The 12,472-nt window shown below is 72.4% G+C and carries 14 protein-coding genes; 4 read left to right on the forward strand and 10 right to left on the reverse strand.

Annotation, left to right across the window (positions count from 1 at the left end; translation table 11 throughout):
* Positions 1-131: 131 nt before the first annotated feature.
* The 3 genes from thiD to ACZ55U_RS37750 form a co-directional block, all read right to left on the reverse strand.
* Positions 132-929, reverse strand: a complete 798-nt coding sequence (thiD, locus tag ACZ55U_RS37740; RefSeq protein WP_465533931.1) for a bifunctional hydroxymethylpyrimidine kinase/phosphomethylpyrimidine kinase — start codon at positions 927-929, stop codon at positions 132-134.
* A 23-nt stretch (positions 930-952) separates the two neighbouring features.
* Entirely contained in the window at positions 953-1,978 is a 1,026-nt protein-coding gene (locus ACZ55U_RS37745; RefSeq protein ID WP_465533933.1) for an ATP-dependent 6-phosphofructokinase, read from the reverse strand.
* A gap of 146 nt (positions 1,979-2,124) precedes the next feature.
* Complete coding sequence (locus ACZ55U_RS37750; RefSeq protein ID WP_465533935.1) at positions 2,125-3,090, reverse strand: thiamine-phosphate kinase; 966 nt, start codon at positions 3,088-3,090, stop codon at positions 2,125-2,127.
* Between the two features lie 200 nt (positions 3,091-3,290).
* Between ACZ55U_RS37750 and ACZ55U_RS37755 the strand changes: the two genes are divergently transcribed.
* Together ACZ55U_RS37755 and ACZ55U_RS37760 are read left to right on the forward strand one after the other, a co-directional pair.
* The gene (locus tag ACZ55U_RS37755; protein ID WP_465533937.1) at positions 3,291-3,524 is read left to right on the forward strand and encodes an Lrp/AsnC family transcriptional regulator; all 234 of its coding nucleotides are present in this window, start codon (positions 3,291-3,293) and stop codon (positions 3,522-3,524) included.
* A 34-nt stretch (positions 3,525-3,558) separates the two neighbouring features.
* Complete coding sequence (locus ACZ55U_RS37760) at positions 3,559-4,074, forward strand: DUF3515 family protein (RefSeq protein ID WP_465533939.1); 516 nt, start codon at positions 3,559-3,561, stop codon at positions 4,072-4,074.
* A 59-nt stretch (positions 4,075-4,133) separates the two neighbouring features.
* Here ACZ55U_RS37760 and ACZ55U_RS37765 read toward each other — a convergent pair whose 3' ends face one another.
* The 3 genes from ACZ55U_RS37765 to ACZ55U_RS37775 form a co-directional block, all read right to left on the reverse strand.
* The gene (locus tag ACZ55U_RS37765; protein WP_465533941.1) at positions 4,134-5,279 is read right to left on the reverse strand and encodes a D-alanine--D-alanine ligase family protein; all 1,146 of its coding nucleotides are present in this window, start codon (positions 5,277-5,279) and stop codon (positions 4,134-4,136) included.
* Positions 5,280-5,379: 100 nt separating this feature from the next.
* On the reverse strand, positions 5,380-6,381 hold the full coding sequence (locus ACZ55U_RS37770) for an NAD(P)H-dependent glycerol-3-phosphate dehydrogenase (RefSeq protein WP_465533943.1): 1,002 nt from the start codon (positions 6,379-6,381) through the stop codon (positions 5,380-5,382).
* Complete coding sequence (locus ACZ55U_RS37775; protein ID WP_465533945.1) at positions 6,378-7,208, reverse strand: lysophospholipid acyltransferase family protein; 831 nt, start codon at positions 7,206-7,208, stop codon at positions 6,378-6,380. Before ACZ55U_RS37775 ends, ACZ55U_RS37770 begins: the two co-directional genes overlap by 4 nt.
* Positions 7,209-7,436: 228 nt before the next feature.
* Here ACZ55U_RS37775 and cofC point away from each other — a divergent pair, with 228 nt between their 5' ends.
* Positions 7,437-8,120: a 2-phospho-L-lactate guanylyltransferase gene (cofC, locus tag ACZ55U_RS37780; RefSeq protein WP_465533947.1), complete on the forward strand. Its 684-nt coding sequence runs from the start codon at positions 7,437-7,439 to the stop codon at positions 8,118-8,120.
* 99 nt (positions 8,121-8,219) lie between these two features.
* A complete protein-coding gene (locus ACZ55U_RS37785) occupies positions 8,220-8,441 on the forward strand; it encodes a hypothetical protein (protein ID WP_465533949.1) in 222 nt (73 codons plus the stop codon).
* Positions 8,442-8,703: 262 nt separating this feature from the next.
* Here ACZ55U_RS37785 and ACZ55U_RS37790 read toward each other — a convergent pair whose 3' ends face one another.
* The 4 genes from ACZ55U_RS37790 to leuC all read right to left on the reverse strand — a co-directional run bounded on the left by ACZ55U_RS37790 (position 8,704) and on the right by leuC (position 12,150).
* Positions 8,704-9,462, reverse strand: coding sequence for an HU family DNA-binding protein (locus ACZ55U_RS37790; RefSeq protein WP_465533951.1), 759 nt, complete (start codon positions 9,460-9,462; stop codon positions 8,704-8,706).
* Between the two features lie 133 nt (positions 9,463-9,595).
* Complete coding sequence (locus ACZ55U_RS37795) at positions 9,596-9,943, reverse strand: SCO5555 family protein (RefSeq protein WP_465533953.1); 348 nt, start codon at positions 9,941-9,943, stop codon at positions 9,596-9,598.
* A 182-nt stretch (positions 9,944-10,125) separates the two neighbouring features.
* Positions 10,126-10,722, reverse strand: a complete 597-nt coding sequence (gene leuD / locus ACZ55U_RS37800; RefSeq protein ID WP_465533955.1) for a 3-isopropylmalate dehydratase small subunit — start codon at positions 10,720-10,722, stop codon at positions 10,126-10,128.
* 3 nt (positions 10,723-10,725) lie between these two features.
* Positions 10,726-12,150 (reverse strand): 3-isopropylmalate dehydratase large subunit, encoded by a 1,425-nt coding sequence (gene leuC / locus ACZ55U_RS37805; RefSeq protein ID WP_465533957.1) that lies wholly within the window; start codon positions 12,148-12,150, stop codon positions 10,726-10,728.
* Positions 12,151-12,472: the final 322 nt, after the last annotated feature.

Here is a 12,472-nt window from a genome sequence, read left to right on the forward strand (position 1 = left end):
TGTTGTTTGGGTTTGTTGGTTTGTGGGTTTTTTTTTTTTTTTTTGTTTTTTTTTTTTTTTTTTTTTTTTTTTTTTTTTTTTTTTTTCCCCCCCCCCCCCCCCCCCCCCCCCACCACTGTTTTCCCGGATCCTCAGCGCCAGCGCCAGGCGTGGTCGACCGGCCCGATCCCGGCGCCCAGGGCGAAGCCCCCGGCGATCGCGCCGGTGACGTACTCCTTGGCCGAGGCCACCGCCCGCGGCAGCGGTTCGCCCTTGGCCAGGCCGGCCGCGATCGCGCTGGCCAGGGTGCAGCCGGTGCCGTGGGTGTGCCGGTTGTCGTGGCGCGGCGCCCGGAACCAGTGCACCTCGCCCGGGCCGCCGTACAGCAGGTCGGCGGCCTCGCCCGGCAGGTGGCCTCCCTTGACCAGCGCCCAGCGCGGCCCGAGGTCGACCAGCGCCTTGGCGGCGTCCAGCATCTGCGACTCGTCCTCGACGGTCAGCCCGGTGAGCTGGGTCACCTCGTGGAGGTTGGGGGTGGCCAGGGTGGCGACCGGCAGCAGCCTCTCCCGGACGGTGGCGACGGCCTCGGCGACCAGCAGCGCGTCCCCGTGCTTGGAGACGCCGACCGGGTCGACCACCACCGGGGCGTCCACCCCGGCGAGCAGGTCGGAGACGGTCTCGACCAGTTCGACCGAGGCGAGCATGCCGGTCTTCACGGCCTGCACGCCGATGTCGTCCACCACGCTGCGGAACTGCGCCCGGACGGCTTCGGCGGGCAGCTCCCAGTAGCCCTGGACGCCGAGTGAGTTCTGCGCGGTGACGGCGGTGATCACGCTCATGCCGTGGACGCCGAGGGCGAGCATCGCCTTGAGGTCGGCCTGGATGCCGGCGCCGCCGCCGGAGTCGGAGCCGGCGACGGTCAGGACGCGGGGAGGTGCGGTGGAGGACATGCCCTCAACCTACCGGCGCCGGTTCACAGCACCGCCTCGGACTCCGTCCAGCGGTTCTCGGGCACCGTCTTCAGCCGGGTCACCGCGTCGCCGATCGGCAGCAGCTCGATGTCGGTGCGGCGCAGCGCGGTGAAGTGCCCGAACGCCCCCTGGTGGACGGCCTCCACGGCGTGCCAGCCGAACCGGGTGGCGAGCACCCGGTCGTAGGCGGTCGGGATGCCGCCGCGCTGGACGTGGCCGAGGATGACCGGCCGGGCCTCCTTGCCGAGCAGGTCCTCCAGCTCGTGGGCGAGCCGGTTGCCGATCCCGCCGAAGGTCCGGTGGCCGTACTGGTCGACCTCGCCGTGGTCGAAGCGCATGGTGCCGGGCACCGGGGACGCGCCCTCGGCGACGGCGATGATGGCGAACTTCTTGCCGCGCGCGAAGCGGTCCTCGATTATCCGGGCGACCGCCTCGATCTCGAAGGGCTTCTCCGGGAGGAGGATGCCGTGCGCCCCGCCCGCCATGCCCGCGGTGAGGGTGATCCAGCCGGTGTGACGGCCCATCAACTCGACCACCATGACGCGCTGGTGGGATTCGGCGGTGGTCTTCAGCCGGTCGATCGCCTCGGTGGCGACGTGCACCGCGGTGTCGAAGCCGAAGGTCACGTCGGTGGCGTCGATGTCGTTGTCGATGGTCTTCGGCACCCCGACCACGGGCAGTCCGGCGTCGCTGAACAGCTTGGCGGCGGTCAGCGTGCCCTCGCCGCCGATCGCGATCAGCGCGTCGATGCCGATCTCCCGGGCCAGCGTCCTGGCGTTCTCCACCGCCCAGGCGATCCGGTCGCGGCGCACCCGGGCCGAGCCCAGGATGGTGCCGCCGAGGGTGAGCAGGCCGGTCACGTCGTCGTGCGAGACCGTCCGGGTGCGGCCCTCGATCAGGCCGAGGAAGCCGTCCAGGATGCCGACGATCTCGTCGCCGTGGACGTCGGTGCCCCGGTGCACCACCGAGCGGATCACCGCGTTGAGGCCGGGGCAGTCGCCGCCGCTGGTCAGGACACCGATGCGCATGTCTGGTGTGCTCCCGCTCGCCGTGGTTGGGACCGCCCGCACCGGACGGACGGGCGGACGGGGATGGCGCCAAGCGTACGCACAACGCACCCCCGAAGCCCGTCCCCCGGGCCCGTCTTGACACGCGCGTCCGGGGCGGTCGCCGGCTACTCGGCGAAGTGGTCCCAGCCGCCGACCCGGTCCCAGGGCGCGCCGTCCACCGTCACCCGGCCGCTGCGGCTGCCCGTCGGACGGCCGGTCACCTCGCCCACCACCCGCCAGCGGGCCGGGAGTTGGACGCCGCGGGGGAAGGTGGCCACGATCGCGTGGTCCTCGCCGCCGGCGAGCACCCACACCAGCGGGTCCACCCCGACCGCCTGGCCGATGTCGGCCATCTGCGCCGGGACGTCGAAGTCGGCGGCCTTCAGGTCGATGTCCACCTCGCTGGCCCGGGCCACGTGGCCGAGGTCGGCGACCAGCCCGTCGCTCACGTCGATCATCGAGGTCGCGCCCAACTCGGCCGCCGCCGGGCCCGCGTGGTACGGAGGTTCGGGCCGGCGGTGCGCCTCGACGAAGGCGCGCGGGGAGCGGAAGCCGCGCTGGAGGACGGTCAGCCCGGCGGCCGACCAGCCGAGCCAGCCGGTCACCGCGATGACGTCACCGACCTGCGCCCCGGCGCGTGTCACCGCCGCGCGCCCCTGGAGGTTCCCGAGCGCCGTGATGGCCAGCGTGACGGTGTCCCCGCGCACCACGTCGCCGCCGACCACCGTCGCGCCGGCCACCTGGCACTCGTCGCGCAGCCCGTCCATCAGCTCGGTGGCCCAGGTGGTCGGCAGGTCGGCGGGGGCGACCAGGCCGAGCAGGATGGCGGTCGGCACCGCCCCCATCGCGGCCACGTCGGCGAGGTTCTGGGCGGCGGCCTTGCGGCCCACGTCGTAGGCGGTGGACCAGTCCCGGCGGAAGTGCCGGTTCTCGATCAGGACGTCCGTGGTGGCCACCACCCGGCCGTCCGGGGCCTTCACCACCGCGGCGTCGTCCCCGGGGCCGAGGTCGACCGCATCGGTGAGCGGTACCCGGGCGGTCAGCTCCCTGATGAGGCCGAACTCGCCGAGCTCGCCCACGGTCCCCTGCATCTGCCGTCCTCTCGCGTTTCCATCCCGATCTGGCTCCCCCGCGCGCAGCGTACGCCCTTCCGGGGGCTCGGGGTCTCCCCCGTCCGGCCCGCTGCGCGGTAGCGTGGTGATCAGACTGCCGTCGAGCCCTTCCCCACCCCCGACGCCTGACCGGGCGACCACGGCGGCGATCCCACCCACCGGCTGCCGGAGGTCCCCCCGTGGTACAGGCCTACATCCTGATCCAGACCGACGTCGGAAAGGCCACCGCGGTGGCCCAGACCATCGCCGAGATCCCCGGTGTGATCACCGCCGAGGACGTCACCGGCCCCTACGACGTGATCGTCAAGGCCGAGGCCGGGACCGTCGACGAACTGGGCCGCATGGTGGTGGCCCGGGTCCAGAAGGTCGAGGGCATCACCCGCACCCTCACCTGTCCCGTGGTGCACCTCTGAGGTCCGCCGCCGAGGGCCCGGTTACCATCGGCGGGTGGCCAGAGAACTCCGTGTCCCCCAGGCACTGACCGCCCTGCCGGCCCCGGTTCGCTGGCTGGCCCTGCCCGTCGCCCTCACCTGCGCGGTCGTGGTGCTGGTCGGCAGCTGGGGCCCGGCCGACCCGAAGGTCGAGGTCCCCCACCCCAGCGGGAAGGCGGCCGACTACTGCCGGTCGCTCGCCGCCGCGCTGCCCGCCGAACTGCTCGGGCACGCCCGCAGGGACCCGTCGCCCGCCTCCCCGTACGTGGCCGCCTGGGGTTCGCCCCGGACGGTCCTGCGGTGCGGCATCGACCGGCCGGAGGAGCTGAACGGCGAGCACGCCATGGACCTCTCGCCGTCGGTCGACGACCTCACCTGGTGGTCGCAGGAGCTGGACGACGGGAGCTACCGCTTCGTCGCCACCATGCGCGCCGCCTACGTCGAGGTGCTCTCCCCGCCCGGCGTCTACGGCAGCCCGCTGGACCCGGCCGCCGCGCTCACCCCGCTGGTCAAGGCCAACATCCCCGGTTGAGCGGGACGTACGGAGGGCGGGCCGGGAACTCCCGGCCCGCCCTCGTGCGCGCGCGGCCGCTACCGCAGCCCGGTGGAGCGCCGCAGCGCCGTCTGGAGCAGCCGGTCGATCAGCTCCGGGTACGCGACCCCGCTGGCCTCCCACATCTTCGGGAAGGCCGAGATCGGGGTGAAGCCGGGCATGGTGTTGATCTCGTTGATCATCCAGGTGCCGTCCTCCAGCAGGAAGAAGTCCACCCGGGCCAGGCCCTCGCAGCCCAGCGCCTCGAAGGCCTCGACCGCCTGGCGCCGGATCTCGGCGAGCTCGCCGTCGCTGAGCTTCGCCGGGATCTGCACGTCCGAGGAGTCGATGTACTTGGCCTCGAAGTCGTAGAAGTCGTAGCCCTCGCCGACCAGCACCTCGCCGGCCACGCTGGCCCGCGGGCCGTCCTCGAACTCCAGCACGCCGCACTCGATCTCGCGGCCCGTCACGCCCGCCTCGATGATCAGCTTGGGGTCGTGCCGGCGGGCCTCCTCGATCGCGGCGTCGAGGTCGGCCAGGTCCCTGACCTTGGTGATGCCGATGCTGGAGCCGGCCCGGCAGGGCTTCACGAACAGCGGCAGGCCCAGCTCGGCGGCCCGCTCGCGCACCGCCGCGCGGCCCGCCTCGGACTCCCACTCGCGCGGGCGCACGACGGTGTAGCGGCCGACCTCCAGGCCGTGCGAGGCCAGGATCCGCTTGGCGAACTCCTTGTCCATGCCGGCCGCGCTGGCCAGCACGCCGTTGCCGACGTACGGGACGCCGGAGAGCTCCAGCAGGCCCTGGAGCGTGCCGTCCTCGCCCCACGGGCCGTGCAGCAGCGGGAACACCACGTCGACCTCGCCGAGGGCCTTGGGCGCGCTGCCCGGCTCGCTCAGGAGCACCTCGCGGCTGCCCGGGGAGGCCGGCAGCGCGACCTGACCGTCGACGCCCTCGGCGACGTGCGCCACGTCCGGCAGCCTGCCGTCGGTGATGGCCATCCGGGCCGGCTCGTCACTGGTCAGCGCCCAGCGGCCCTCGTGGGTGATGCCGATCGGCAGCACGTCGTACTTGTCGCGGTCGATCGACCTGAGCACGCTGCCCGCGGTCGTGACCGAGATCGCGTGCTCGGAGCTGCGCCCGCCGAAGACCAGCGCGACGCGCGGCTTCCGGTCGGGCCGGTTCGGGGAGGACTGTTCGATGCTCATATCGGGTTCGAGACTACCGTGCGGGGTCCTGCCCGGCGGAAGGCGGCACGGCGGGGCAGCGGCCTCCGGGGGCCCGGCGCCGCCGCTCGAACCCGTGCCGTCAGCGCCGCTCCGGCTTCGCCGAACGCGACATCAGCGCCTGCATCGCCTCCTGGGTCGGCCGCCCGTTGTGCACCACGTCCACCACGGCCTCGACGATCGGCATGTCGACCCCGTTGCGCCGGGCCAGGTCCAGCACCGACTCACAGGACTTGACGCCCTCCGCGGTCTGCCGGGTCGCCGCGATGGTCTCCGCGAGCGACATCCCCCGGCCCAGGTTCATGCCGAAGGTGTTGTTGCGCGACAGCGGCGAGGAGCAGGTGGCCACCAGGTCGCCCATCCCGGCGAGTCCGGCGAAGGTGTGCGGGTCGGCGCCCAGCACCTCGCCGAGCCGGGTGGTCTCGGCCAATCCGCGGGTGATCAGCGTCGCCTTGGTGTTGTCGCCGAGCCCCATGCCGGCCGCCATGCCGACCGCCAGGCCGATCACGTTCTTGACCGCGCCGCCGAGTTCGCAGCCCACCACGTCGGTGTTGGTGTACGGCCGGAAGTACGGCGTGTGGCAGGCCGCCTGGAGGCGCTTGGCGACCGCCTCGTCGGTGCACGCCACCACGCTGGCCGCGGGCTGCCGGTTGGCGATCTCCTTGGCCAGGTTGGGCCCGCTGACCACCGCGACGCGCCCCGGACCGACCTTGGTGACCTCGTCGATCACCTCGCTCATCCGCTTGGCGGTGCCGAGTTCGATGCCCTTCATCAGGCTCACCAGCACGGTCTGCGGTTCGATCAGCGGCGTCCAGGCCGCCAGGTTGTCGCGCAGCGTCTGCGAGGGCACCACCAGGACCGCGAAGTCCGCGCCGGCCAGCGCCTCGGCGGCGTCGGTGGTGGCCCGCACGCTGTCGGGCAGCCGGACGCCCGGCAGGTAGTCCGGGTTCTCGTGGGTGGAGTTGACGGCGTCCACCAGCTCCTGGCGGCGGGCCCACAGCACGACCTCGCAGCCGGCGTCGGCGAGCACCAGCGCGAACGCGGTGCCCCAGGAGCCGGTCCCCATCACGGCGCAGCGCGTCACTTGCCCGCCTCCTCGGTGCCCTTGCCCCGCTCGCCCTTGGCCCGCCGGCGCTCGGCCAGCGCGGCCGCGGCGCGCTCCCGGGCGGCCTTGCGCATGTCGTAGCGCTCGGCCGGCGGCTGCTCGCCCCGCACCTCGGCGAGCACCGCGGTGATCGCGTTCATGATGTCGTCGGTCGCGTCGGCCAGCACCTGGGCGGTGAGCTCCTGGCCCCGGTACTTGCTCAGGTCCACCGGCGGGCCGGCCGCGACGGTGACCTTGTGGCGCGGGAACAGGTTGAACTTGCCCTTCCCGTAACCGGGCCGGCCGTACGGCGGGATGATCTCGTGGGCGCCCCAGTGCGCCACCGGGATGACCGGCGCGCCGGTCATCAGCGCGACCCGGGCGACCCCGCTCTTGCCGGTCATCGGCCACAGGTCCGGGTCCCGGGTGAGCGTCCCCTCCGGGTAGAACTGCACGCACTGGCCGGCGTTGACGGCGTCGATCGCGGCCCGGAACGCCTGCGCGGCGTCGGTGGACTCGCGGAACACCGGAATCTGGCCGGTCTTGCGCAGCATGAATCCGATGAAGGGAATCGAGAACAGCGAGGACTTGGCGAGAATGCGCGGCGGGCGTCCGCTGTTGTACTGCCAGTGCGCGTAGATCACCGGATCGATGATCGAATTGTGGTTCACCGCGGCGATGAAGCCCTCGTTCTTCGGAAGGTGCTCCCAGCCCCGCCAGTCGGGCTTCACCAGAGCGGTCGTCACCGGCTTCACCAGCACGGCCGCGAAGCGGTACCAGATGCCGTAGTCGGCGTTGCCGAACTTGGCGTACGAGCGGCGGGCCACCCCAGCTCCTTCTCATCCGATGCGGCACGCAGCGCCGCGGTCCTGGCGTCCCGGCGCCGCGCACCGTTTCCGCCGGTGCCCGGGCCACGGGCGCGGAACAGTGTCGCCCGCCCGCTCACCGGCTGTCGAGCGACCGCGCCAACCCGCCCGGCGGGCGTGATCAAACGCACGTCCGCACAGCTCGTACGGCCTGGCGAGGGCTCCGGGACCGGCGCCACAATGACGCCGGTGACCCAGGACACCGTACGCCCCAGCGGGCCCGTCGCGCCCGCCGCACCCACCGCCGGCTGGTCGCTGGTGATTCCGCTCAAGCCGCTCGCCCTGGCCAAGAGCAGACTGGCCCCGTACGCCGGGGAGCACCGGCCCGGCCTGGCGCTGTCCTTCGCGCTGGACACCGTCACCGCCGCCCTGGCCACCCCGGGCGTCGACCGGGTCCTGGTGGTCACCCGCGACGCCGGGGCCGGGGCCCGGCTGGCCGCGCTCGGCGCGCTGGTGGTCGCCGACGAGCCCGGCGGCGGCCTCAACCGGGCGCTGGCGCACGGCGCCTCGGCCGCGCTGGCGCTGGCCCCGCGGGCCCCGCTGGCGGCGCTCTCGGCCGACCTCCCGGCGCTGCGCCCGGCCGAACTGGCCCTGGTGCTGGGCGCGGTCCCGCCGGACGGCCGGGCCTTCCTCCCGGACTCCCCCGGCCTCGGCACCACGCTGCTCGCCTGCACCCCGGGCCGGCCGCTCTCCCCCGCCTTCGGGGAGGGCTCACGGGCCCGGCACACCGAGGGCGGGGCGCTCGAACTGCGCCTGACGGGCGTGGAGTCGGTACGCCGGGACGTGGACACCGGCCCCGACCTCGACGAGGCCGCGGCGCTCGGCCTCGGTCCGCACACCCGTGCGCTGGTCGCTTCCCTGAGCCCGCGCTGAGCCCGCCCGGGTTCACGCCGGGCCGGCCCCGAGCCCCTCCCGGAGCCCGGCCCGGTCCTGGCCCCGGGAGCGGGCGGCCCCGCTCGCTATGCTGCTCGCATGCAGGCCACCGCGTTCACCTTCGACCCCGCCACCCGGGCCGGCTCCGTGCTGCTCGACGACGGGACCCCGGTGCCGTTCAACGCGGCCGCCTTCGACGCGGGCGGCCTGCGGCTGCTGCGCCCCGGTCAGCGGGTGCGGATCCGCACCGAGGGCACCGGCGAGGCCCGCCGGGTGGTCTTCGTGACGCTCCAGACCTTCCCCGACCCCGCCGAGGGCTGACGGCCCCGCCTCGGGCCCCACCCCACGCCCCCACCGCAGGCCCGCCCCGCCCGGGCCGCCCGCCGGTCGTGGACCGACGACCCCCGCCCGGCACGGCCCCGGGATCCGTGCCACCCCCGAACCCCGCCCGCGCACCCGCACGTCGCGGATTCCTGACTAAGCGCCCGGAAATCGAAAGAGCCGCGGCGACCGGTTTCCGTGAATTACGGAAGGGGTGCCGCGGCTCTACGCCGAAGGCCGTCCGAGGACGGTCGCGCGGGACTTACTTGGCAGAGGTCTTGCGCGCGGTGGTCTTGCGGGTGGCGGTCTTCTTCGCCGGCGCCGTCTTCTTGGCCGTGGCGGTCGCCTTCTTGGCGGTGGCCGTGGTCTTCTTGGCGGCAGCCGTGGTGGTCGCCTTCTTCGCCGCGGCCGTCTTCTTGGTCGCGGCGGACTTCGTCGCGGCGGCCTTGGAGGCGGTCGCCGTGGTCTTCTTGGCGGCGGTGGTCTTCGCGGGCGTGGTCTTCGCGGCGCTCTTCTTGGCGGTCGCCGTGGTCTTCTTGGCGGCACCCGTGGTCGCGGCCTTCTTGGCGGCGGCCGTGGTCGCCGTCTTCTTGGCGGCGGTCTTCTTGGTGGCCGGGGCGGCGGCAGCGGCGGCGCGCTTGGTGGCGGCACGCTTGGCGGCCGGGGTGGCGGCGACGCCGCTCTTGCCCGGGGTGAGGGAGCCCTTGGGGGCCTTCTTCACCGAGGGGCCTTCCTTCGGCAGCTTCTTGCTGCCGCTGACCAGGTCCTTGAAGCCCTGGCCCGGACGGAAGCGGGGGACCGAGGTCTTCTTGACCTTGACCCGCTCGCCGGTCTGCGGGTTGCGGGCGAAGCGCGCGGAGCGCTCCACCTTCTCGAAGGTGCCGAACCCGGTGACCGAAACCCGGTCGCCGGCCACAACGGCACGGACCATGGTGTCGAGCACTGCGTCGACGGCCTCTGCGGCAGCCTTGCGACCGCCCAGCTGCTCGGCCACCGCTTCGACAAGCTGAGCCTTGTTCACGTCTTCCCCTTCGGAAACGAGCGCCGGATGATTCCATCCGTTCTTTTCGCACGTTAGGTATGTATCTGCGGACTTTCAATTACCAAACGCGCGAATCACCCTAGTGTCGCAATGGATTTGCGCGTCGGCGACCTCAGTCGAGCGGCGGGGGCCCCTCGTCGAGGTCATGTACAAAGCGACTCAACCGCCTTGCCGCCTCCGGTAGATCGCGCTTGGCGGTCTCGGTGACGATGAGGAGTTGACGGGTGAGAGCGGTCTTTGCATCGACAGACACGTTCAGCGCATGCACGCGGGCGTGAGCTTGCTTCAACCGCTCGGCCACAAGCGCGTAGAGCGCTGCGACTTCCTGGTCGTCCGGCGCCTCAGCAGGTGCGGAGGTGACGTCCGGCCGATCGTCAATTCGGCGTTCGGATGGCCGGCCCATGGAGTCCTCAGCCGCGGGTTCGCCGCCCGCGTACGGAGGTTCATGGTGCCGGTGCATGTACTGATTGTGCCATCTACCCGCAGTTGTACTTGCGCGGGGCCCTCTTCCGCAAAGCCAAATGGGCAATCCGGGGCGGGCCGCGGCGCTAACTCGCGCTCCGGAACGACGGATGGCCCGGCCCCCCCGAGGGGGACGCGGGCCATCCGGCGGATCGTCAGAATGCTTGTTCTGAAGGGAACTCAGACCACCGGCAGAGTACGGGGCTTGAAGGCCGGGCGGGTCGCCTCGAAGGCCGCGATGTCGGCCTCGTTCTGCAGCGTGATGCTGATGTCGTCCAGGCCGTTGAGCAGGCGCCACCGGACGTTGTCGTCCAGCTCGAAGGCCGCCGTGACGCCTTCGGCCCGCACCTCGCGCGCCTCCAGGTCGACGGTGATCTCGGCCGAGGGGTCACTCTCGGTGATCGCCCAGAGCCGTTCCACGGTCTCCTGCGGCAGGACGACCGTCAACAGGCCGTTCTTCAGCGAGTTGCCCCGGAAGATGTCGGCGAAGCGGGACGAGATGACGGCGTGGAAGCCGTAGTTCTGGAGCGCCCAGACGGCGTGCTCGCGGGAGGAGCCGGTGCCGAACTCGGGGCCGGCCACCAGCACCGTGGCCCCCTGTCGCTCGGGGCGGTTGAGGACGAAGGACTCGTCCTTGCGCCAGGCCTCGAACAGCCCGTCCTCGAAACCGGATCGGGTGACCTTCTTCAGCCAGTGGGCCGGGATGATCTGGTCGGTGTCCACGTTGCTGCGGCGCAGCGGGACGGCCCGGCCGGTGTGGGTGGTGAACTTCTCCATGGCTCAGGCCTCCACGGCAACGACGTCGGCGGTCAGGTCGGAGGGGGCCGCGAGGCGGCCCAGCACGGCGGTCGCCGCGGCGACCTGCGGGGAGACCAGGTGGGTGCGGCCCCCCTTGCCCTGCCGGCCCTCGAAGTTGCGGTTCGAGGTGGAGGCGCAGCGCTCCCCCGGGGCGAGCTGGTCGGGGTTCATTCCCAGGCACATCGAGCAGCCCGCGTGGCGCCATTCGGCACCGGCCGCGGTGAAGACCTTGTCCAGACCCTCCTCGACGGCCTGGAGGGCGACCCGGACGGAGCCGGGGACCACCAGCATCCGCACGCCGTCGGCGATCCGGCGGCCCTCCACCACGGCCGCGGCGGCCCGCAGGTCCTCGATCCGGCCGTTGGTGCAGGAGCCGACGAAGACGGCGTCGACCTTCACCTCGCGCAGCGGCGTACCGGCCTCCAGGCCCATGTACGCCAGGGCGTTCTCGGCGGCCAGGCGCTCCTGCGGGTCGGCGAAGGAGGCCGGGTCCGGCACGTTCGAGCCCAGCGGGGCGCCCTGGCCCGGGTTGGTGCCCCAGGTGACGAACGGGGTCAGCTCGCTCGCGTCGATGAGGACCTCGTGGTCGAAGACCGCGTCCTCGTCGGTGCCCAGGGTCTTCCAGTACGCGACGGCGGCGTCCCAGTCCTCGCCCTGCGGGGCGTGCGGGCGGCCCTTCAGGTAGGCGAAGGTGGTCTCGTCCGGGGCGATCATGCCGGCCCGGGCGCCGGCCTCGATCGACATGTTGCAGATGGTCATCCGGGCCTCCATCGACAGGCTCCGGATCGCCGAACCGCGGTACTCCAGGACGTAGCCCTGGCCGCCGCCGGTGCCGATCTTCGCGATGACGGCCAGGATCAGGTCCTTGGCGGTGACGCCCTCGGGCAGTTCGCCCTCGACGGTGATCGCCATGGTCTTGAACGGCGCCAGCGGCAGGGTCTGGGTGGCCAGCACGTGCTCGACCTGGCTGGTGCCGATGCCGAACGCCAGCGCCCCGAAGGCGCCGTGGGTGGAGGTGTGGGAGTCGCCGCAGACCACGGTCATACCGGGCTGGGTCAGGCCGAGCTGGGGGCCGACGACGTGCACCACGCCCTGCTCGACGTCGCCGAGCGAGTGGATCCGGACGCCGAACTCGGCCGCGTTCCGGCGCAGCGTCTCCAGCTGCACCTTGGAGACCGGGTCGGCGATCGGCTTGTCGATGTCCAGGGTCGGGGTGTTGTGGTCCTCGGTGGCGATCGTCAGATCGGTGCGGCGGACCGGGCGGCCGGCCAGGCGCAGACCGTCGAAGGCCTGCGGGCTGGTGACCTCGTGGAGCAGGTGCAGGTCGATGAAGAGGAGGTCGGGTTCGCCCTCCGCGCGCCGCACGACGTGGTCGTCCCAGACCTTCTCTGCGAGTGTCCGTCCCATCGGATTCCCTCCAGCCGGCCGCGTTGCCGGCCTTCTCGTGTCGTCGAGGTCAAAACGTGTGCGCCGCCGTGTGCACCCGGGCCGCTCCGTCCAGGGTGGCGGTTTTCGCTGGAGATTGAACTGGTGTCTCACGGACTGAGACCGCAGTCTTAGCGCATGGACAGCGCACGGCAGCGCGCGGAGCGCGCCCGCGGAGGCGCCCGCGGACGCCGAAGGGCCCCGCTCGCGGTGCTTGGGTTCTAGGAGTCGTTGCAACACCCCAGTTCAGGGGATGCATTGGACTTCGAGATTCGCAAGGTCCGGACGGCGCAGGGGCCTGTGA

The organism is Kitasatospora sp. NPDC034533 (genome assembly GCF_055575155.1).

What these genes read in the sequence shown, in the direction of transcription:
- thiD (WP_465533931.1), bottom strand. Translation starts at nt 929, where the DNA reads ATGTCCTCCACCGCACCTCCCCGCGTCCTGACCGTCGCCGGCTCCGAC.
- ACZ55U_RS37765 (WP_465533941.1), bottom strand. Translation starts at nt 5,279, where the DNA reads ATGAGCATCGAACAGTCCTCCCCGAACCGGCCCGACCGGAAGCCGCGC.
- ACZ55U_RS37795 (WP_465533953.1), bottom strand. Translation starts at nt 9,943, where the DNA reads ATGCACCGGCACCATGAACCTCCGTACGCGGGCGGCGAACCCGCGGCT.
- ACZ55U_RS37745 (WP_465533933.1), bottom strand. Translation starts at nt 1,978, where the DNA reads ATGCGCATCGGTGTCCTGACCAGCGGCGGCGACTGCCCCGGCCTCAAC.
- ACZ55U_RS37750 (WP_465533935.1), bottom strand. Translation starts at nt 3,090, where the DNA reads ATGCAGGGGACCGTGGGCGAGCTCGGCGAGTTCGGCCTCATCAGGGAG.
- leuD (WP_465533955.1), bottom strand. Translation starts at nt 10,722, where the DNA reads ATGGAGAAGTTCACCACCCACACCGGCCGGGCCGTCCCGCTGCGCCGC.
- leuC (WP_465533957.1), bottom strand. Translation starts at nt 12,150, where the DNA reads ATGGGACGGACACTCGCAGAGAAGGTCTGGGACGACCACGTCGTGCGG.
- ACZ55U_RS37785 (WP_465533949.1), top strand. Translation starts at nt 8,220, where the DNA reads ATGCAGGCCACCGCGTTCACCTTCGACCCCGCCACCCGGGCCGGCTCC.